This is a genomic window from Rahnella sp. PAMC25559, from assembly GCF_050632365.1.
In the GTDB taxonomy this organism is placed as follows: Bacteria; Pseudomonadota; Gammaproteobacteria; order Enterobacterales; family Enterobacteriaceae; genus Rahnella; species Rahnella rivi.
On record NZ_CP192543.1, the window covers coordinates 44,562 to 64,303 of the forward strand.

At 50.7% G+C, this 19,742-nt stretch carries 20 protein-coding genes and 4 tRNA genes; 5 read left to right on the forward strand and 19 right to left on the reverse strand.

The window, feature by feature from the left end:
• Positions 1-7 precede the first annotated feature (7 nt).
• The 3 genes from ACQZQY_RS01375 (at position 8) to ACQZQY_RS01385 (ending at position 2,191) form a co-directional block, all read left to right on the forward strand.
• Positions 8-493, forward strand: a complete 486-nt coding sequence (locus ACQZQY_RS01375) for a phage tail protein (RefSeq protein ID WP_431296476.1) — start codon at positions 8-10, stop codon at positions 491-493.
• Positions 490-1,650 carry a phage late control D family protein gene (locus ACQZQY_RS01380; protein WP_431296477.1) on the forward strand — a complete coding sequence of 387 codons (1,161 nt, stop codon included), beginning with the start codon at positions 490-492 and terminating at the stop codon, positions 1,648-1,650. Before ACQZQY_RS01375 ends, ACQZQY_RS01380 begins: the two co-directional genes overlap by 4 nt.
• A 319-nt stretch (positions 1,651-1,969) precedes the next feature.
• Positions 1,970-2,191 carry a DNA-binding transcriptional regulator gene (locus tag ACQZQY_RS01385; protein WP_071823644.1) on the forward strand — a complete coding sequence of 74 codons (222 nt, stop codon included), beginning with the start codon at positions 1,970-1,972 and terminating at the stop codon, positions 2,189-2,191.
• A gap of 162 nt (positions 2,192-2,353) precedes the next feature.
• Here ACQZQY_RS01385 and rplS read toward each other — a convergent pair whose 3' ends face one another.
• From rplS to ffh, 5 genes are all read right to left on the reverse strand, one after another.
• The gene (gene rplS / locus ACQZQY_RS01390) at positions 2,354-2,701 is read right to left on the reverse strand and encodes a 50S ribosomal protein L19 (RefSeq protein WP_056772777.1); all 348 of its coding nucleotides are present in this window, start codon (positions 2,699-2,701) and stop codon (positions 2,354-2,356) included.
• A 78-nt stretch (positions 2,702-2,779) separates the two neighbouring features.
• The gene (trmD, locus tag ACQZQY_RS01395) at positions 2,780-3,523 is read right to left on the reverse strand and encodes a tRNA (guanosine(37)-N1)-methyltransferase TrmD (protein WP_122096371.1); all 744 of its coding nucleotides are present in this window, start codon (positions 3,521-3,523) and stop codon (positions 2,780-2,782) included.
• 67 nt (positions 3,524-3,590) lie between these two features.
• Entirely contained in the window at positions 3,591-4,139 is a 549-nt protein-coding gene (gene rimM, locus ACQZQY_RS01400; RefSeq protein ID WP_056772783.1) for a ribosome maturation factor RimM, read from the reverse strand.
• Positions 4,140-4,157: 18 nt separating this feature from the next.
• On the reverse strand, positions 4,158-4,406 hold the full coding sequence (gene rpsP / locus ACQZQY_RS01405) for a 30S ribosomal protein S16 (protein WP_056772785.1): 249 nt from the start codon (positions 4,404-4,406) through the stop codon (positions 4,158-4,160).
• 189 nt (positions 4,407-4,595) lie between these two features.
• Positions 4,596-5,957 carry a signal recognition particle protein gene (gene ffh / locus ACQZQY_RS01410; protein WP_056772787.1) on the reverse strand — a complete coding sequence of 454 codons (1,362 nt, stop codon included), beginning with the start codon at positions 5,955-5,957 and terminating at the stop codon, positions 4,596-4,598.
• A 164-nt stretch (positions 5,958-6,121) separates the two neighbouring features.
• Between ffh and ACQZQY_RS01415 the strand changes: the two genes are divergently transcribed.
• The gene (locus ACQZQY_RS01415; RefSeq protein WP_056772789.1) at positions 6,122-6,913 is read left to right on the forward strand and encodes a cytochrome C assembly family protein; all 792 of its coding nucleotides are present in this window, start codon (positions 6,122-6,124) and stop codon (positions 6,911-6,913) included.
• A gap of 16 nt (positions 6,914-6,929) precedes the next feature.
• Complete coding sequence (locus ACQZQY_RS01420; protein WP_056772791.1) at positions 6,930-8,219, forward strand: HlyC/CorC family transporter; 1,290 nt, start codon at positions 6,930-6,932, stop codon at positions 8,217-8,219.
• A gap of 65 nt (positions 8,220-8,284) precedes the next feature.
• Here the strand turns inward: ACQZQY_RS01420 and luxS are convergent, their stop codons facing one another.
• From luxS to mltB, 14 genes are all read right to left on the reverse strand, one after another.
• Positions 8,285-8,800, reverse strand: coding sequence for an S-ribosylhomocysteine lyase (gene luxS / locus ACQZQY_RS01425; RefSeq protein ID WP_056772793.1), 516 nt, complete (start codon positions 8,798-8,800; stop codon positions 8,285-8,287).
• 157 nt (positions 8,801-8,957) lie between these two features.
• The gene (gene gshA, locus ACQZQY_RS01430) at positions 8,958-10,529 is read right to left on the reverse strand and encodes a glutamate--cysteine ligase (RefSeq protein ID WP_431296478.1); all 1,572 of its coding nucleotides are present in this window, start codon (positions 10,527-10,529) and stop codon (positions 8,958-8,960) included.
• Positions 10,530-10,614: 85 nt separating this feature from the next.
• Positions 10,615-11,043, reverse strand: a complete 429-nt coding sequence (locus tag ACQZQY_RS01435; RefSeq protein ID WP_056772797.1) for a YqaA family protein — start codon at positions 11,041-11,043, stop codon at positions 10,615-10,617.
• Positions 11,040-11,606: a fructose-1-phosphate/6-phosphogluconate phosphatase gene (gene yqaB / locus ACQZQY_RS01440; protein WP_056772800.1), complete on the reverse strand. Its 567-nt coding sequence runs from the start codon at positions 11,604-11,606 to the stop codon at positions 11,040-11,042. The genes ACQZQY_RS01435 and yqaB overlap by 4 nt, the downstream gene beginning before the upstream one ends.
• A 315-nt stretch (positions 11,607-11,921) precedes the next feature.
• Positions 11,922-11,998 (reverse strand) — tRNA-Arg (locus ACQZQY_RS01445).
• A gap of 53 nt (positions 11,999-12,051) precedes the next feature.
• A tRNA-Arg gene (locus ACQZQY_RS01450) sits at positions 12,052-12,128 on the reverse strand.
• Positions 12,129-12,239: 111 nt separating this feature from the next.
• Positions 12,240-12,316, reverse strand: a tRNA-Arg gene (locus tag ACQZQY_RS01455).
• Between the two features lie 8 nt (positions 12,317-12,324).
• Positions 12,325-12,417: transfer RNA gene (locus ACQZQY_RS01460), tRNA-Ser, on the reverse strand.
• 325 nt (positions 12,418-12,742) lie between these two features.
• The gene (csrA, locus tag ACQZQY_RS01465; protein WP_013574027.1) at positions 12,743-12,928 is read right to left on the reverse strand and encodes a carbon storage regulator CsrA; all 186 of its coding nucleotides are present in this window, start codon (positions 12,926-12,928) and stop codon (positions 12,743-12,745) included.
• A gap of 255 nt (positions 12,929-13,183) precedes the next feature.
• Positions 13,184-15,811, reverse strand: coding sequence for an alanine--tRNA ligase (alaS, locus tag ACQZQY_RS01470; protein WP_431296479.1), 2,628 nt, complete (start codon positions 15,809-15,811; stop codon positions 13,184-13,186).
• Between the two features lie 138 nt (positions 15,812-15,949).
• Entirely contained in the window at positions 15,950-16,516 is a 567-nt protein-coding gene (recX, locus tag ACQZQY_RS01475; RefSeq protein ID WP_056773067.1) for a recombination regulator RecX, read from the reverse strand.
• Between the two features lie 240 nt (positions 16,517-16,756).
• The gene (gene recA / locus ACQZQY_RS01480) at positions 16,757-17,821 is read right to left on the reverse strand and encodes a recombinase RecA (protein ID WP_056772804.1); all 1,065 of its coding nucleotides are present in this window, start codon (positions 17,819-17,821) and stop codon (positions 16,757-16,759) included.
• 107 nt (positions 17,822-17,928) lie between these two features.
• Positions 17,929-18,423, reverse strand: a complete 495-nt coding sequence (pncC, locus tag ACQZQY_RS01485; RefSeq protein WP_217202702.1) for a nicotinamide-nucleotide amidase — start codon at positions 18,421-18,423, stop codon at positions 17,929-17,931.
• 158 nt (positions 18,424-18,581) lie between these two features.
• On the reverse strand, positions 18,582-19,685 hold the full coding sequence (mltB, locus tag ACQZQY_RS01490; protein ID WP_122096376.1) for a lytic murein transglycosylase B: 1,104 nt from the start codon (positions 19,683-19,685) through the stop codon (positions 18,582-18,584).
• Positions 19,686-19,742: the final 57 nt, after the last annotated feature.

Here is a 19,742-nt window from a genome sequence, read left to right on the forward strand (position 1 = left end):
GGTTTCTATGATGCTGGCTTTGGGGATGTTCGTGTTTATGCTGCAAACCCTGCCCTATCAGAGTTTGCAACGCTCGGCGGAATACCGCTGGCCGACCAATGACCGGATCGGCCTGCGCGCCGCGCCGCAATTTCTCGGGCAAGGGGATGAAAAAATCACCCTGACCGGCACGCTGCTGCCGGAAATCACCGGCGGCAGGCTGAGCCTGGACGCGTTGCGCCTGATGGCGGAACAAGGCCGCGCCTGGTCGCTGATTGGCGGCAACGGTGCGATTTACGGGATGTTCGTGGTGGAAAGCCTCAGTGACGAGCATTCAGAGTTTTTCGCTAACGGTGCCGCCCGCAAAATTGAGTTTACGCTGAGCCTCAAGCGGGTGGACGAAAGCCTGACCGCCATGTTTGGCGATATCAAAACACAGGCCGACGGCCTTCTAGATCAGGCGGGCGGGATTGCCAGCAATGCGCAGAAGTATGCAGGCGGGCTGCTGTCATGATGCCCACTATCGCAATGGATAACGGCGCACAGATTGCGCCGGACTACATGGTTAAACTCGCCGGTTCAGACATCACCGCTGATATCAGCAGGCGACTTATTTCGCTGTCGCTGACCGACAACCGCGGCTTTGAGGCTGACCAGCTCGACATCGAGCTGGACGACGCGGACGGCCTGATGCAGATGCCTCCGCGCGGCGCGGTGCTAAGCGTCTTTCTGGGCTGGAAAGGTCAGGCGCTGTTCCATAAGGGGGAGTTTACGGTGGACGAAGTGGAGCATCGGGGTGCGCCGGATACTCTGACGCTGCGCGCCCGCAGCGCCGACTATCGCGGCAGCCTGAATTCCCGCCGCGATAACTCCTACCATGATACAACGCTGGGGGCGATAGTCTCCGCCATCGCGGCACGAAACAGTCTCCAGCCCGCCGTCTCCGAGTCACTCAAGGGTGTGAAGGTTTCGCACATTGACCAGACGCAGGAAACCGACGCGGCTTTTATCACTCGTCTGGCCGAGCTGAACGGCGGGGTTGTCGCCATCAAGGCGGGTAAACTGATTTTTATTAAGCCAGGCTCAGCATTAACCGCCAGTGGCAAGCCGATCCCACAAATGACGCTGACCCGTAGTGACGGCGACGGGCATACGTTCAATATTGCTGACCGTGATGCTTACACCGGCGTATCAGCCACCTGGCTTCATACCAAAGAACCAAAACCTAAAAAGGTAAAGGTACAGCGAAAGAAGAAAGAAAAGCACCTGCGCGCCCTGCAACATCCGGCGGCCAAAAAGACCACGGCGAAAGCACAAAGAACGCCGGAGGCGAAAGAAGGCGAATATCTGGCGGGCAATGATGAAAATGTGTTTGTGCTGACGACGGTTTACGCCACGCAGAAGGCCGCGATGCGAGCAGCACAGGCCAAATGGGACAAGCTACAGCGCGGCGTCGCACAGTTTTCTATCTCCCTGGCTCGTGGACGTGCTGACCTGTTCCCCGAAACCCCGCTGGCGGTGTCAGGCTTTAAAGCGGTGATCGACGCGCAGCCCTGGCTAATCAGTAAGGTCACGCACAGCCTTAACAATGGCGGATATACGACGGGGCTGGAACTGGAGGTGCTGCTGTCAGATGTGAATTACGAGGCGAGCGGGGGCGATAGATTGTGAATGATGAATGCAAAGTTTCTTTATGAGTTTCTAAAAATTATTCAGAAACAATAAAATAACCTAATTACTACAGGGAAGAGTACGTATATAAGAAGGCAAACCCATACTGCCTTCATAAACCAACGGGCACGACGCCAGATATAGCGTTCCCTTTCGTTAGCGTCACGTATCGCGCTTAGTATATCGTCCTGATTTGTCATCTCGTCTGCCTTGAGCAATTAGTCACCTGTTATGTAAAACACTGTAATCCCGGATGTATGTTTTTAGCAATAACATACAATGATTACATATGATTTAAAATGACAAAATGGTGATTATTATGATGCATTGCCCGAAATGCCAGCACGCTGCCCACGCACGTTCAAGTCGTTACCTGAGCATCAACACCAAAGAGCGCTACCATCAGTGCCAGAATATTAATTGCAGCTGCACGTTCAAAACTCATGAGTCGATCGCTGACATCATTGTTGAGCCTGGAACAGTCCATGCCGTTCAATTACATCCAGATAAGCATCAGCAGCAGTCCTTCCAGATGCACTAAAAATTCAACTTCAAAAGAAGCCCGCGAAAGCGGGTTTTTTATTTATTGTCGCCATACAGCTAATCTCTGCCGCCATTTTGCCGCCACTCAAAAAAAAAGGGTCTAGCGATTACGCCAGACCCTTGATAACTAAGAGTATTTAGATGTCGCGTTAGCGATACCTTAGTTAAGACGCTCTTTGATACGAGCTGACTTACCAGTACGCTCACGCAGGTAGTACAGTTTAGCTTTACGAACGGCACCACGACGTTTAACAGCAATGCTGTCGATTACTGGGGAGTGAGTCTGGAATACACGCTCAACACCTTCGCCGTTAGAAATTTTGCGAACAGTGAATGCAGAGTGCAGACCGCGGTTACGAATAGCGATAACCACGCCCTCGAATGCCTGCAGACGCTTTTTAGAACCTTCAACGACCCATACCTTAACTTCCACGGAATCACCCGGACGGAATGCAGGTACGTCTTGCTTCATCTGCTCTTGTTCGATTTGTTTAATGATATTGCTCATAATATGTCTCTTACCCTAGGTAAACTGATATATCGGGAAGGCCTGGCAACGTGCTCAAGCGGTCCCTTCATAGTTTTGTTAACTAAGTCGATGTTCCTTTTGGAACTCTCTCAGTAACACCTCTTGCTCGTCAGTCAGAGCTAGGTTTTCCAGAAGTTCAGGTCTTCTAAGCCAGGTTCGACCCAGCGACTGTTTCAGGCGCCAGCGACGTATATCAGCATGATTTCCCGACAGTAACACCGGCGGTACCTCCATGCCTTCCAGCACTTCAGGGCGGGTATAGTGGGGGCAATCGAGCAATCCGTCAGCGAAAGAATCTTCTTCTGCTGAAGCCTGACGACCCAGAACGCCCGGTATAAAGCGGGAAACTGAATCAATCAGAGTCATTGCCGGCAACTCACCACCGCTGAGAACATAATCACCAATTGACCATTCTTCATCAATTTCGGTTTTGATTACGCGCTCATCAATCCCTTCATAACGACCACAAACCAGAATAATTTTCTGGTGGGCCGCCAGTTCGCAAACACCGGTTTGATCCAGTTTGCGCCCCTGAGGTGAAAGATAAATCACTTTCACACCTTCGCCTGCCGCTGCTTTTGCTGCATGAATCGCTTCCCGCAAGGGTTGCACCATCATCAGCATGCCGGGACCACCGCCGTAAGGGCGCTCATCCACGGTACGATGTCGGTCGTATGCGAAGTCACGAGGACTCCAGCAATTTACGCTCAACAGGCCATTCTTAACTGCCCGGCCAGTTACCCCGTAATCCGTAATTGCGCGGAACATTTCAGGAAACAGGCTAATTATACCGATCCACATAGCCTACCCCTTCCAAATGTTTGACCGCTCAACCAGACGTTGTTTACATCAGTAAACACTACGGAGGTCAAAAACCAGGATCCCAATCTACTTCAACAGTGCGAGTAGCGAGATCGACTTTCTTGATAACCTGCCCATCGAGGAACGGAATTAACCGCTCCTTGAGTCCGAAGGCATCTTTCAGGTTGGCTTTCACTACCATGACATCGTTAGAACCGGTTTCCATCATATCGATGATTTTGCCCAGCTCGTAACCGGAAGTCGTCACTACCTGGCAACCAAAAAGGTCTTTCCAGTAATAGTCACCGTCTTCCAGTACAGGTAGTTGCTTTGAATCGACGACAATTTCGCAATTAGTCAGAAGATTCGCAGCATCCCGATCATCAACGCCTTTGACTTTGATAATCAGATCCTGAGTGTGGCGTTTCCAGCCTTCCAGCTCGATAACCTGCCACTTACCGGCACGCTGGATAAACCAGGGCTGGTATTCGAAGATGCTTTCAGCGTCTTCGGTGGATGAAAACACTCTGAGCCAACCACGAATGCCGTATGTTGAACCCATTTTGCCGAGAACTAACGGCTCAGCGGGTACCACTGGATTGGATTGCTTGCTCATTGCCACCACCGCGACAGATTAAGCTGCTTTCTTAGCGTCTTTGATCAGCGCAGAAACGCGATCAGAAACGGTTGCACCCAGATCTACCCAATGGGCAACACGATCCAGGTCCAGACGCAGAGCTTCAGCCTGGCCAGAAGCCAATGGGTTGAAGAAACCTACGCGTTCGATGAAACGACCGTCACGAGCGTTGCGGCTGTCGGTCACTACTACTTGATAAAACGGACGCTTTTTTGCGCCGCCACGTGCTAAACGAATTGTTACCATAACATCCTCTTTAGTTAATAAAACAACCAGACCCCATCGGGGAACGGGGTCTGGTTGCAATATAAAAAGCCCCAAAATTTTACTCATTTTGGCGCAAAAAGCAATCGAAAGCGTAGATTGCCTCCGTCGCTATTTGCCTGAGCACATTTGGGGCCGTTTATGTGGCTGATAAATAGCCAGTGTAGTCGATTAGCGGCCTGGGAAACCTGGTGGCATCATACCCTTCATGCCACGCATCATTTTCGCCATACCGCCATTCTTCATTTTCTTCATCATGCGCTGCATATCGTCAAACTGCTTGAGTAAGCGGTTAACATCCTGCACCTGCATGCCGGAACCCAGCGCGATACGACGCTTGCGGGAACCTTTAATAATTTCGGGCTTAGCGCGCTCTTTCATCGTCATCGAATTGATGATCGCTTCCATTCGCACCAGTACCTTATCGTCCATCTGAGATTTGACGTTGTCTGGCAGTTGGCCAACACCCGGCAATTTACTCATCATACTCGCCATACCGCCCATATTGCGCATTTGCTTGAGCTGATCGAGGAAGTCGGTCAGATCGAAACCGTCGCCCTTCTTGAGCTTGTTGGCCAGTTTTTCAGCCTGTGCGCGGTCGACTTTACTCTCAATGTCTTCGATAAGAGAGAGAACATCGCCCATACCCAAAATACGTGAAGCGATACGATCAGGGTGGAACGGCTCAAGGGCATCGTTTTTTTCACCCATACCCAGGAATTTAATCGGCTTGCCGGTGATGTGGCGAATCGACAACGCGGCACCACCGCGCGCGTCACCATCCACTTTCGTCAGGATCACACCGGTCAGTGGCAGCGCTTCGTTAAAGGCTTTTGCCGTATTTGCGGCATCCTGACCGGTCATGGCATCGACAACAAACAGGGTTTCAACCGGATTAATCGCGGCGTGAACCTGTTTAATTTCGTCCATCATCGCTTCGTCGACGTGTAAACGACCCGCGGTATCGACAATCAGGACATCATAAAATTTCAGTTTGGCTTGCTGAAGCGCACGGCGAACGATATCGACCGGTTTTTCCTGTACATCTGACGGAAAGAAATCCACTTCAACTTGCTGTGCCAGGGTTTCCAGCTGCTTGATCGCCGCAGGGCGATACACGTCAGCAGACACCACCAGCACTTTTTTCTTTTTCTTCTCTTTCAGGAATTTCGCCAGTTTACCGACGCTGGTCGTTTTACCGGCACCTTGTAAACCTGCCATCAGCACGACAGCCGGTGGCTGTGCCGCTAAATTGAGCTCGGTATTCGCCTCGCCCATGGCGTTTTCCAGCTCTTTCTGGACAATTTTGACGAATTCCTGACCCGGTGTAAGACTTTTATTGACCTCATGGCCAACAGCACTCTCTTTCACCCGGTTGATGAAGTCGCGAACGACTGGCAGCGCAACGTCAGCTTCCAGTAACGCCATGCGAACTTCACGCAACGTCTCTTTGATATTTTCTTCGGTCAGCCGCCCGCGGCCGCTGATATTGCGCAGTGTGCGCGACAATCGATCGCTTAAATTCTCAAACATCGTCTCTTGCTCAACGTAATGACAGGCCGCTTTTGCGACGTAATTGCGGGATTATAACACGAAGCGAGGACGATCTCTGCTTTGGTATCTCAGATAGGTTGGAGCGTGACGCGGGTAACGTTATACTGCGATTCTCATTCACTTTTCGATGCCACTGAAACGCTATGTCAGTTTTCGCTCTCGTCGCCATGTTGGCCTATCTGTTCAGCCTCGCACTGATCATTCCGAGCATCATCCGGAAGAACAGCGCATACCGACGTCTGGCACTGATTTCCGTGGTCGTCGCGCTGGTCTGCCATGCGGTCGCCCTGCAACAGCGTATTTTCGATGTCAGCACCGGCCAGAACCTGAGCCTGGTGAATATTGGTTCCGTCGTGAGTTTAATTATTGGCACGGTGATGACCATTGTCGCCTCGCGCAACCGCGGCTGGTTTGTTCTGCCTATTGTGTATAGTTTTTCGCTGATCAATCTTGCATTCGTCACCTTCCTGCCGGGCGAGTTCATTACGCATCTCGAGGAAAGTAAAGGTTTACTGGTCCATATTGGCCTGGCGCTTTTCTCTTATGCGACCCTGATGATTGCTGCGCTATATGCACTGCAGCTGGCATGGCTTGATTATCAGCTGAAGAATAAACGTCTGACATTTACCGCTGATATGCCGCCGCTGATGAGCATCGAGCGGAAACTTTTTCACATCACCCAGATTGGCGTCATTTTACTGACGCTGACGCTGTGCACCGGATTGCTGTATCTGAACAACCTGTTCAGCCCGGAAAATATCGATAAGGCCGTTTTGTCGATACTCGCATGGTTCGTTTATATCGTCCTGCTGTGGGGCCATTATCACGAAGGCTGGCGTGGCCGCCGCGTGGTATGGTTCAGCATGGCGGGCGCCATCCTGCTCACTCTCGCCTATTTTGGCAGCCGCCTGATCCAGCAAATCATGGTTCATTAATTAAAAGGAATACCCGTTGGAGCACGTCTCGACAACAACCCTGATCATCACACTGATCATCATGGTGGTGGTTTCGGCTTATTTTTCAGCCTCCGAAACCGGTATGATGACACTCAACCGTTACCGGTTACGTCACCTTGCCAAACAAGGTAACCGGGGTGCGCGTCGCGTCGAAAAGCTGTTAAAACGCCCGGATCAGCTTATAAGCCTCGTACTTATCGGCAACAACCTGGTCAACATCCTTGCTTCCGCTCTGGCAACCATTGTGGGCATCCGTTTGTATGGCGATGCCGGTGTGGCCATTGCGACCGGCGTGCTGACCTTCGTGGTGCTGCTGTTTGCTGAAGTGCTGCCGAAAACCTTCGCCGCGCTTAATCCGGAACGTATCGCTTTTCCAAGCAGCCTGCTGTTGCGTCCTCTGCAGACCATCATGATGCCGTTAGTGTGGATCCTGAACAGCCTTTCACGTCTGCTGATGAGAATGTGCGGTGTCAAAACCAACACCAGCCTCAGCGATGCGATGAGTAAAGAAGAGCTGAGAACCATCGTGAATGAATCGCGCTCGAACATCTCCCGTCGCAATCAGGACATGCTGCTTTCAGTGCTGGATCTTGAGAAAGTCACGGTCGATGACATCATGGTGCCGCGCAATGAGATCGTCGGAATTGATATTAACGATGACTGGAAATCGATCATCCGCCAGCTGACGCACTCACCGCATGGCCGCATTATGCTTTACCGGGACTCACTCGACGATGCCATCGGCATGCTGCGCCTGCGCGAAGCTTATCGCCTGATGACGGAGCGGAAAGAGTTCACCAAAGAAAATCTGCTGCGCGCTGCCGATGAGATTTACTACATACCCGAAGGTACACCGCTCAATATTCAGCTGGTGAAATTCCAGCGTAATAAGAAGAAAGTCGGGATTGTGGTCGATGAATATGGCGACATTCAGGGGCTGGTCACCGTCGAGGATATTCTTGAAGAGATTGTCGGTGATTTCACGACGTCGATGTCACCGACGCTGGCCGAAGAAGTGACGCCGCAAAGCGATGGTTCCGTGGTGATTGAAGGCAGTGCGAACGTTCGCGAGCTGAACAAAGCCTTTAACTGGACGCTGCCTGCCGACGGGCCGAGAACCATGAATGGTATGTTACTGGAGGTGCTGGAAGAGATCCCTAAAATCGGCACCAACTTACGCATTGAAGATTATGAAGTCGAAATTCTGGATGTGCAGGACAACATGATCAAACAAGTGCAGGTCCGTCCGTTGCATCCTTTACAGACCAGTGTAAACCAGCACTAACCCACTCAAATTCCAGACATAAAAAAGACGCGAATTTCGCGTCTTTTTTGCTTCCGCTGAACGAACTAGATGTGCAGTTCGGACAGTTTTTCTTTCGGCAGAGCCAGATCGTCATTACGGTTCACGACAACATCGTGATCGAGAATGTGCTGCGCGATTTCCTGCGCTTCTTTAAGAGAATGCATCTCGTAGGTACCGCACTGATATTCGTTCAGCTCAGGGATCTGACGTTGCTCTTTTACTTTCAGAACATCCGCCATCGCCGCTTTCCAGGAATCAGCAACCAATTGCTCTTCAGGCACACCTATCAGGCTCATGTAGAAGCCGGTACGGCAACCCATCGGAGAAATATCGATGATCTCAACGCCATTTCCGTTGAGGTGATTACGCATGAAGCCTGCGAACAGGTGCTCCAGCGTGTGAATACCACGCTCTGGCATCACTTCAATGTTCGGGCGGCAAAAACGCAGGTCGAACACAGTGATGGTATCCCCGTGTGGGGTTTTCATGGTTTTTGCGACGCGAACAGCAGGTGCTGCCATACGGGTATGGTCTACGGTAAAGCTATCCAACAGTGGCATATCGTCACCTCTCCAAAATAAATTAAATTTTTTTACGAAATCAGGAAACCTTTTCCCAGCATGCAGGTCTTAATTAGTGAAAGACGCGCATTTGTTATCATCATCCCTGTAAACAGAGATGTTTATTTGGCCACATTAATTGTGGCCTTTTTCTTTTCTACTCTTCGGTACCGCCCGCGTGAGCGGCCAGATAGTCTTCTAAGCTTAGCTTGTCACTGGCTTCCATGTCGCGCTGACGTTGCCAGGAACCGTCCTGTTCTGCCAGTAACGCGCTTTCATCCAACACTTCCAGCGGTTCACTGATCAGCATCTGACGATATTTCTCGGCCAGTTCCAGTCCTAAATTACCCACGCCCTGCTGTTTCAATTCTTTCAGGATACGCGCGGAATAAGTCAGTTCCGGATCATCGAACGCCGCAACCAACTCTTTGCATACGTCCTGATAGAGATGGTCGCCATTTTGGCTATCCATCACCTGCGCGACCCGGTTTAAATCAGCGAACAAATCTTTGCCCACCTGAGCCAGCGGCTTACGATCATCATTGCAGCCGATACCGATGGTCTGTCCGGGTTTACGCCCTTCAAGGATCACACGGTTCCAGTTTTGGCGCGTGCAAAGCAGCTCATCGCTACTCATTTCCGGGGCATCCGCCAGGGCACACCATACCAAAAACAGATCGAGGAAACGCGCCTGCGTCGCATCAATACCGACCGGAGAGAACGGGTTAACGTCCAGCGATCGCACTTCAATGTACTCAATCCCGCTGCGCATCAGCGCATCAGAAGGTGTTTCACCTGATTTGGTGACACGTTTAGGACGGATAGGCGCATAAAGCTCGTTCTCAATCTGTAACACATTCGTGTTCAGTTGCAGATACTTACCGTCTTTTTTCACACCCATTTCTGCATATTCTGCAGAAGGTGTGCGAATCGCTTTTTTAACGCCTTTAACGTAAGTCTCGAGATCGTTAAAGGTGATGCCCAGATTACTCTGCGATTTATTGGTATATCCTAAATCACTCAGGCGCAGCGACGTCGCATAGGGCAGATAACATAAGCCGCCCTCGGTATATTCGAAAGGCAGATCGGTTTTACGACCTTTAAGGAATGACGAACAGATCGCCGGCGATGCGCCAAACAGATACGGAATCACCCAGCCAAAACGGTAATAGTTACGGATCAGCTTAAAATAACCGGCTGAAATCGCTTCTTTGCCGCTTTCGGTATCGGTCACGCCCAGACGCTCCTGCCAGAAGGACAGCGGCAGAGAGAAATTATAGTGAATGCCGGAAATCACCTGCATCAGCGCGCCATAACGATTTTTCAGGCCTTCGCGATACAATGTTTTCATGCGTCCCACGTTGGATGAACCGTACTGCGCCAGTTCAATATCCTGTCCGGAATCAATAAAACACGGCATGCTGAACGGCCACATGCGCTCTTCGCCGAGCTCACGGGCCACGTGACGATGAATGTCACGCAAAAATGCCATCAGATGCTCAATATTGTCATCGACGGGGGTAATAAATTCTAATAAGGCTTCGGCAAAATCGGTGGTGATCCAGCGATGCGTCAGTGCCGCACCAAGAGATTCCGGATGGCCGGTTTTCGCTAATGAACCATCGGGATTAACACGCAGCGTTTCACGCTCAATACCGCGACGAATACCTTTTAATGCCTGAGGATGGGCTTCCAGCCAGGAAAGCGCCTGTGATACATCCGGGATCAAATTGACCTCCCGCTCTCTGAACTCATTGATTTGCAAGCAAAGCGTGTCTGCATAGATGTGACCATAATTGATGACTGATGCCAATCTAACTGAACCATGAAAGCCCCTGTAGCGTTACCACCGTAATAAAAACGTAACGCACTGCTTTTCCAATCAACATGAAAAAGACCACTGAGCCCCACGGCATTCGCAGCCAACCTGCTAATACGCATAACACATCACCAATCACCGGTAACCAGCTCAGCAACAAGGCGGCCGGTCCAAAGCGTTTCAGCCAGCCTTCTGCAACCTGTAGCCCACGTTGGGGCTTAAGCTGCGGCAAGAAGCGTCCGATGATGACGTTGGTTATGCCACCTAAGGTATTGCCAACAGATGCAGACAAAACCAGTGCCGCCGGCATTGCACTGCCAGCTGACAATAAAGCCACTAATAATACTTCTGAGTTGCCTGGTAACAACGTGGCACTTAAAAAGCTACTGCCAAATAAGGACGCCAGCGCTACGGCGCTACTCACAACGTACGCACATCCACAAAAGCCATATTGGCGCGTTTTGCCGCCTCAATACCAAAATCGGCGTCTTCGAACACAACGCATTTTTCAGGAGGCACGCCGATGAGTTCAGCGCAGCGCAAAAATGTATCTGGTGCGGGTTTATGGTTCTGCACGTCATTCGCGCCGACGATGGCATCAAAGCAATCGCGTAAACCCAAATGACGCAACAGAGCATCCGCCATCCAGTGTTCACTGCCCGTTCCTACAGCCATCGGACGTCGACCACGGTAGGCCTTAACGACATCAATCAGAGGCAGCGGACGAACGGTATCGAGTAACATTTCCTGTACCGCGGCGGTTTTCTCTGCGGCAAGAAGATGAGGGTCCATCTCAACATGATTACTGTCGATAACAAACTTGGCGATGCGCCATGTCGGGGAACCATTCAGGGCAACCATGGATTCGACATCGTACTGCATACTGTATTTGGTTAATACCTGATGCCATGCCTTACGGTGCGTAGGCTCGGTATCCAATATGGTGCCATCCATATCAAATATTAGCCCTTCGTATCGATCGTACATCGAATGCTCCATGCTCACGAAAAAAACGGGAAAACTACTTTATCGCAAAGTCTGCCGAAAGTCGCATTTTGTCCGTTCACAGAGCACATCCGAACACGTTGAAAAAATCAGGGAAATGAAGTGGAAAACGCAGAGATGAAACGCAGAAAGCAAAAAACCCGCCGAAGCGGGTTTCTCTGACAGGCGGCACCCAGGAAGATAACTTGGCAAGGGCTCGCCCTGCAGGCCGTTGCTAAAGCAACGTTATCTTTCTTCGTGCTGCCTTCATGCCGGAGGACCTTATGTGAAAATGGTCGCTGCAACATGTTTGGAATATGGTGCACCCAGGAAGATTCGAACTTCCGACCGCTCGGTTCGTAGCCGAGTACTCTATCCAGCTGAGCTATGGGTGCAAAGTGTGTTTACTACAGATTTTATTCGATGCGGGAAAAGCAGAGATAAAGAATGGTGCACCCAGGAAGATTCGAACTTCCGACCGCTCGGTTCGTAGCCGAGTACTCTATCCAGCTGAGCTATGGGTGCATTTTGATTCTTACTGCAGATTTTACCCAACCATTTTTCCGTACTACATCAGCGTTAGCTTCTGCCCATCACGCTCATTTGATTGCAAATCAACATACGCTTTGGAAAGTATGGTGCACCCAGGAAGATTCGAACTTCCGACCGCTCGGTTCGTAGCCGAGTACTCTATCCAGCTGAGCTATGGGTGCATTTTAAATGGCGGTGAGGCGGGGATTCGAACCCCGGATGCAGCTTTTGACCGCATACTCCCTTAGCAGGGGAGCGCCTTCAGCCTCTCGGCCACCTCACCATACGCCTCTTGCGAGTGTGCTGACTAACTTTGTTCAAGCTCATCGGCACTGCGTGGCGCACATATTACTTTCTGGCCCTTATAAGTCAAACCCTTTTTTCCACACAATCACTCGTTTGGACATTTCACGCGCAACCTGCACAGTTTGAAGGCAAAAAAGAGGGCATAACGCATAAAAACCACGTTCTTTTTTACACAAAGGGGATCACAGAGCAGCGCTCGTAAAGAATGAAACAGATAAAAATACAGAGAAAGTCAGGCAGGAAAATCAGAAATACGCAGAAAAGAGGATCAGCGCCTCGCCGTCAGCGAGACGCCTCGTAAATCAGTAACTCGTCTGTTGAGATTTTTCAGCCTGAATACGCTGATAGATCTCTTCACGGTGAACGGAAACCTCTTTTGGCGCATTCACACCAATACGTACCTGATTACCTTTGACACCTAAAACGGTAACAGTAACCTCATCGCCAATCATGAGGGTTTCACCAACTCGGCGAGTTAGAATCAGCATTCTTTGCTCCTTGAATAATTAAAAGAGTCGGGTCTCTCAGTTTCCCGGCCATTATCGATCATAAGCGGGTAAAACGTAAGCCATGACCCTTACATTAACTGTAAGCGGCCTGCAACTTCAGCCATGAGTACTTTTAGTTTAGCTGAAATCAACGTTGTCGCGACCTTGCCGCGAAGCCTACCCCACCATTAAGACTGAAAACGCCATATTGCACAATACATTATGGCGCTTTCCAGGTTAGCGATTTATTTCTTCTTACAGCTTGGATTCCACCCAGGCTTCTACGGTAGCCAGGGCTGCCGGTAAAGCCTGAACATCGCTTCCCCCTGCTTGTGCCATGTCAGGACGACCACCGCCCTTGCCGCCCACCTGCTGGGCAACAGAAGCAATCAGATCCCCCGCTTTGACACGGTCAGTCAGATCTTTTGTGACACCGGCAATCAGGCTGACTTTATCGTCAGCGATGGTTGCCAGAACAATGATCACTGAACCTAACTGGTTTTTCAGATCATCAACCATCGTACGCAGAATTTTAGGCTCTACATTATCCAGCTGACGAACTAACAGCTTAACGCCTTTCACTTCTTTGGTCTGGCCCGACAGAGATGCGCTTTCCTGCGCAGCCTGCTGGCCTTTCACTTGCTGAAGTTCTTTTTCCAGCACGCGCGAACGTTCGATCAGGGATCGGATCTTATCAGTGATACTGTTGACATCACCTTTTACCAGGTGTGCGACATCTTGCAGCAAATCACTTTGCTGATGCAGTGCATTGATCGCATTCTCACCCGTGATCCCTTCGATACGACGAATGCCTGCCGCAGTGCCCGACTCGCTCTGGATACGGAACAGGCCAATATCGCCGGTACGGCTGGCGTGTGTTCCGCCACACAGTTCTGTGGAGAAATCGCCCATGCTCAAGACACGGACGCTGTCTTCATATTTTTCACCAAACAGTGCCATTGCACCTTTTTCTTTGGCTTCGTCCAAATCCATGATGGTGGTCTGAATAGGCAGATTACGACGAATTTGCGCATTCACCAGATCTTCAACCTGACGAATTTCTTCAGGCTTCATGGCTTCAAAATGCGAGAAGTCGAAACGCAGATAGTTATCGTTAACCAGTGACCCTTTTTGTGCAACGTGTTTACCCAGCACCTGACGCAACGCTGCGTGCAGTAAGTGAGTGGCTGAGTGGTTCAGACGGATACGGTCACGACGAGCCACATCAACTTCAGCTTCAACGCTGTCGCCAACGCTAAGCTTACCGGCATTCAGGGAACCCTGATGACCAATCGCTTTACCGTATTTCTGGGTATCGGAAACAGAGAAGACACCAGCTGACGTTTTCAGGATGCCTTTATCGCCCACCTGTCCACCGGATTCACCATAAAATGGCGTGTCATCCAGTACCACGATGGCATTTTCACCCGCCTGAATTTCGTTCACTGACTGACCGTCGATAAACAATGCCACCACTTTGGAATGGCGTTGCAGATGTTCATATCCGGAGAACTGAGTCACACCGTCCACACGAACCATGCTGTTGTAGTCTGCGCTGAAACCGCTGGACTCACGAGCACGGCGACGCTGAACTTCCATCGCTTTCTCAAAACCGGCTTCATCGACTTTCAGATTACGCTCGCGGCAAACATCGGCAGTCAGATCCAGCGGGAAACCGAAGGTGTCGTACAGACGGAAAGCAATTTCACCGTCCAGAGTGTCACCCGTCATTGCGGACAGTTCATCGTCCAGCAATGCCAGACCACGTTCCAGTGTGCGGGCAAACTGCTCTTCTTCAGTTTTCAGCAATTGTTCAACCATTGCCTGCTGTTCTTTCAGTTCCGCAGCCGCCGGGCCCATCACTTCGATCAGTGGGGCAACCAGTTTGAAGAAGAAAGTATCTTTGGCGCCCAGCATGTTGCCGTGACGGATCGCACGACGAATGATACGACGCAGCACATAGCCACGGTTTTCATTCGATGGGATCACACCGTCAGCGATCAGGAATGCGCACGAACGAATATGGTCGGCGATAACACGCAGGGATTTGCTGGTCAGATCGGTAGCGCCGGTCACTTCTGCCACGGCGGCAATCAGCTTCTGGAATAAATCGATGTCATAGTTTGAGTTCACATGCTGCATAACAGCGGTGATGCGCTCAAGCCCCATCCCGGTATCTACGGACGGTTTTGGCAATGGCAGCATCGTGCCGTCAGACTGACGGTTGAACTGCATGAACACGATGTTCCAGATTTCGATATAACGGTCGCCATCTTCTTCGGCTGAACCCGGAGGGCCACCCCAGATGTGATCGCCATGATCGAAGAATATTTCAGTACAAGGGCCGCAAGGGCCGGTGTCGCCCATTTGCCAGAAGTTGTCAGAGGCGAAAGCGCCGCCTTTATTATCGCCAATGCGGATAATACGTTCTTTAGGAACGCCAACTTCTTTTTCCCAGATTTCAAAGGCTTCGTCATCTGTCTCATAGACAGTGACCCACAATTTTTCTTTCGGCAGGTTGAACCAGTTTTCGCCGGTCAGTAATTCCCAGGCGTAGTTGATTGCATCATGCTTGAAGTAATCACCGAAGCTGAAGTTGCCCAGCATTTCGAAGAAAGTGTGATGACGAGCGGTATAACCGACGTTTTCGAGATCGTTGTGTTTACCGCCCGCGCGTACGCAGCGTTGAGACGTGGTGGCACGGCTGTAATCGCGTTTATCCAGACCGAGGAAAACGTCTTTGAATTGGTTCATCCCGGCATTGGTAAACAACAGTGTCGGATCGTTTGTCGGGACAAGCGAACTGCTTGAAACAACGTTGTGTCCCTTGCTCTGGAAGAAATCGAGAAACGCTTGACGGATCTCAGCGGTGCTCTTGCTCATAAATATCCCGGAATCATGCTGGAAGAACGGCTCTTGAGCCGGATCACGCTGCATACGGCAGCAATCTGTACAGCTCACGAACGAAAAAGTGCGGATAAGATAAAATTTCTGCGCGGGGAAGTAAAATCCCGTATGCGGTCAATCGTCAAAATCGCGATAAATAGACTGTATTTCTTCCTGAAAGAAGCCGCGATAGAGTAAATAACGCAGAACTTTTGATTTTTCTTTCCAGTCTGTAGGTAAATTCTCACCAAATTTTCTGACCGCAATCTCACGCGCCAGAATGCACCAGTCGACCTCAGTATTCTCCAGAGCCGTGGTAATGATTTCTTTATCGACACCTTTTTGCATTAATTCTGAACGGATACGCTGAGCGCCATAACCTTTGTTACTGCGCCCAGAAATATACCGGTCGGCAAATTTGGCATCATCCAGCCACTGGTGCTGATAGCAATAGTCGATAACGGCCTGAACATGCTCTTCAGGGATCTCTTCAGGTACCGGACGTGGCTCCGGTTTAGCTCTTACGATGTCCTCTTCGGCGAACTCATTTTGCGCCTGTTTCTTACGCGATGACCAACTGCTTTTCTTATTCTGCGGTTTAACAAAAGGCATCGGGGGAATGAGCAACTTGCGGCGCAATTCTGTTTCACCATGGTCGCGCTGAGCAAGCAGACGCATGGCACGGCTAATCAGCGTGTTGATTTTGGCGGCATCGCCGTCTTTTTTCTGAGGTTCAAACAGACCAGAGTCACTGTTTTGCGCGACTTCTTCGAGCAGCTTTTTCAGATCGATGGTTTTTTCATTTGGTGTTTTTTCACCAGGCATAAGGTTTCCCCTGATATGCAAAATGCCAGTCTGGAAACCAGACTGGCATTTTAGCGACTTTTGAAGATGACGGGCAAAACCCAATCATTCAAATGTCTTTGTCAGACAACCACGAAATTAAAACTCTTCGCTGGTTTCCATATCGTCGTCTGCGACTTCTGCAGTCGTAGCAGCGGTCAGTTCACCCGTACCGCTCAGCAGCATGTCACGCAGTTTTTTATCCAGTTCTGCAGCAATTTTCGGATTTTCTTTCAGATAGTTACAGGAGTTAGATTTACCCTGACCAATCTTTTCACCGTTGTAGCTGTACCATGCGCCCGCTTTCTCGACCAGTTTGTGCTTAACGCCCAGGTCAATCAGTTCGCCATTAATGTTGATACCTTCGCCGTATAAAATCTGGAATTCAGCTTGTTTGAACGGCGCAGCAATTTTGTTCTTCACGACTTTGACGCGCGTTTCACTGCCTACTACCACATCGCCTTCTTTGATAGCGCCGATACGACGGATATCAAGACGGACAGAAGCGTAGAATTTCAGAGCGTTACCGCCGGTGGTGGTTTCCGGGTTACCGAACATCACACCGATTTTCATACGGATCTGGTTGATGAAGATCAGCAGAGTGTTGGCGTTTTTCAGGTTGCCTGCGAGTTTACGCATTGCCTGGCTCATCATACGTGCCGCGAGGCCCATGTGAGAGTCACCGATTTCACCTTCGATTTCTGCTTTAGGTGTCAGTGCCGCAACGGAGTCAACGATGATAACGTCAACAGCGCCTGAACGGGTCAGCGCGTCACAAATCTCAAGAGCCTGTTCGCCGGTATCCGGCTGAGAACACAGCAGATTGTCGATATCCACGCCCAATTTTTTAGCGTAGATCGGATCCAGTGCATGTTCCGCATCGATGAAGGCACAGGTTTTGCCTTCGCGCTGTGCAGCGGCAATAACCTGAAGGGTCAGCGTTGTTTTACCGGAAGATTCCGGTCCGTAAATCTCAACGATACGGCCCATCGGCAAACCGCCAGCGCCCAATGCAATATCCAGGGACAAAGAGCCGGTAGAGATCGTTTCAACGTCCATGGAGCGATCTTCACCCAGACGCATGATGGAGCCTTTACCGAATTGCTTTTCAATCTGGCCCAGTGCTGCAGCTAACGCTTTTTGCTTGTTCTCATCAATAGCCATTTCTACTCCTCGTCTGATGCAGGGGAACATCCCGCCCGCATCACTGAATATAATTTATGAACAGGTAATTGGCAGTAATTATACTGTATGCTCATACAGTATCAAGCCTAATTTTGCAGAAACTCAAACAATGCTGTTTGTAGCGCAAAAACAGCAGCTTGCAAACGTACAGCGTCGCGATCGCCAGAAAACTGCTGTTTTGCCGCCACGATCCGGCCATCTTTCCCGGCAAAACCAAACCACACTGTACCGACCGGTTTTTCCTGCGAGCCACCATCAGGCCCGGCAATACCGCTGACTGCCAGAGCGATATCCGCTCCTGCAGCATGCAACACACCCTGCGCCATTTCGCGCACGACCTGTTCACTTACGGCGCCATACTGTTCGAGCGTACTCTCGGAAACCCCCAGCAGTTCGTGCTTGGCGGCGTTGCTGTAAGTCACAAACCCGCGGTCAAACCAGGCAGAGCTGCCGGCAATGTCGGTAATGGCTTTAGCAATCCATCCCCCGGTGCACGATTCTGCACAGGTGATCCACAGGCCTTGTGCTTTCAGCTCGGCACCTATTTCTGCACTCAATTCATGCAAGCGATCTTCGTTCATATCCTCTCCTGGCGGGTCATCAGAGTCTGTCCTGATGTTAGCACTTCTCTTTTGCTCTGCGAGTTCTGACGCTGCTTTTTGCGCGATGTATTCAGAATCAGAATTAAACGCAAAAACTAAGGCCGCACCGGGCGGCCTTCAGATGATAAAAACGGGCATTAACGCGCTGCTTTCACCGCAACACCCAGCTGCCACACCGCCATCGCATAATGCACGCTATGGTTGTAACGAGTGATGGTGTAGAAGTTAGGTAACCCGTACCAGTACTGGTAATTGGTGCCCATATCAAGACGTAGCAGACTCGCTTCCTGATAGTTGCCGAGCGAGCCTAACGGGCTGAGTCCGGCTGCTTTCAATGTAAACAGCGGATATTTGGTTTTGAAACCATTCTCTAACAGGGGTGCCTGACCGGCTGCGGGAACCGCAATCGGTGCGCCTTTCGTCCAGCCATGTGCTTTAAAGTAATTAGCCACGCTGCCGATGGCGTCGACGGGATCCCACAGATTCGCGTGTCCGTCGCCGTTAAAGTCCACGGCGTAGTCTCTGTAGGAGGATGGCATAAACTGCCCATACCCCATCGCGCCAGCGAAGGACCCCCGCAGACTCAGCGGATCGTCACCTTCACGACGTGACATCAGCAGGAAGGTTTCCAGCTCACCGGAGAAGTATTCAGCCCGGCGCGGATACGCAAAGGAAAGTGTCGCCAGCGCATCAATAATGCGTGTTTTACCCATCACGCGGCCCCAGCGGGTTTCAACGCCGATAATACCGACAATGATTTCCGGTGGAACGCCGTAAATCTGCTCAGCGCGTTGCAGCGCATCCTGATATTGGTTCCAGAAAACCACACCATTCTGGACGTTATCCGGTGTAATGAATTTACTCCGATAACGGTTCCATGCTCCGTTCGGTACGGTCGATGGCCCGCCAGAAGGCGCCTGCTGATCCATCAGTCTGAGCACAAAACCCAGACGTTTGGTTTGCGCCAGCACGTCGTGCAACTGCTGACGGTCGAATCCGTGTTCACGGACCATTTTATCAACAAACTGATTCATGGCCGGATCGTAAGCAAAGTCACCGTTCTGAACGGCACCGGTATGTTCAGCCTGCAACAGAAAACCGCCGCTGGGTGCCGTATTGGCACTCGCATTTCTTCCGTCAGAGAAAGGGTTGCGCGGGCCGTCAGGCTGAGCCGAAGGCTTATGACTGCTACATGCAGAAAGTGTAAAAACCAGGGGAAGAATGACTGCCAGAAGGCGCATCGGATGTCCGTAACCATGCAATAAAAGAGGTGACGACATGTTAGAGCATTATCAGAG

Excerpts from the sequence above, each read along its gene's own strand:
- ACQZQY_RS01375 (WP_431296476.1), top strand. The coding sequence starts at position 8 with ATGATGCTGGCTTTGGGGATGTTCGTGTTTATGCTGCAAACCCTGCCC.
- ACQZQY_RS01380 (WP_431296477.1), top strand. The coding sequence starts at position 490 with ATGATGCCCACTATCGCAATGGATAACGGCGCACAGATTGCGCCGGAC.
- ACQZQY_RS01385 (WP_071823644.1), top strand. The coding sequence starts at position 1,970 with ATGATGCATTGCCCGAAATGCCAGCACGCTGCCCACGCACGTTCAAGT.
- rplS (WP_056772777.1), bottom strand. The coding sequence starts at position 2,701 with ATGAGCAATATCATTAAACAAATCGAACAAGAGCAGATGAAGCAAGAC.
- trmD (WP_122096371.1), bottom strand. The coding sequence starts at position 3,523 with ATGTGGATCGGTATAATTAGCCTGTTTCCTGAAATGTTCCGCGCAATT.
- rimM (WP_056772783.1), bottom strand. The coding sequence starts at position 4,139 with ATGAGCAAGCAATCCAATCCAGTGGTACCCGCTGAGCCGTTAGTTCTC.
- rpsP (WP_056772785.1), bottom strand. The coding sequence starts at position 4,406 with ATGGTAACAATTCGTTTAGCACGTGGCGGCGCAAAAAAGCGTCCGTTT.
- ffh (WP_056772787.1), bottom strand. The coding sequence starts at position 5,957 with ATGTTTGAGAATTTAAGCGATCGATTGTCGCGCACACTGCGCAATATC.
- ACQZQY_RS01415 (WP_056772789.1), top strand. The coding sequence starts at position 6,122 with ATGTCAGTTTTCGCTCTCGTCGCCATGTTGGCCTATCTGTTCAGCCTC.
- luxS (WP_056772793.1), bottom strand. The coding sequence starts at position 8,800 with ATGCCACTGTTGGATAGCTTTACCGTAGACCATACCCGTATGGCAGCA.
- yqaB (WP_056772800.1), bottom strand. The coding sequence starts at position 11,606 with ATGTACGATCGATACGAAGGGCTAATATTTGATATGGATGGCACCATA.
- csrA (WP_013574027.1), bottom strand. The coding sequence starts at position 12,928 with ATGCTGATTCTAACTCGCCGAGTTGGTGAAACCCTCATGATTGGCGAT.
- alaS (WP_431296479.1), bottom strand. The coding sequence starts at position 15,811 with ATGAGCAAGAGCACCGCTGAGATCCGTCAAGCGTTTCTCGATTTCTTC.
- recA (WP_056772804.1), bottom strand. The coding sequence starts at position 17,821 with ATGGCTATTGATGAGAACAAGCAAAAAGCGTTAGCTGCAGCACTGGGC.
- pncC (WP_217202702.1), bottom strand. The coding sequence starts at position 18,423 with ATGAACGAAGATCGCTTGCATGAATTGAGTGCAGAAATAGGTGCCGAG.
- mltB (WP_122096376.1), bottom strand. The coding sequence starts at position 19,685 with ATGCGCCTTCTGGCAGTCATTCTTCCCCTGGTTTTTACACTTTCTGCA.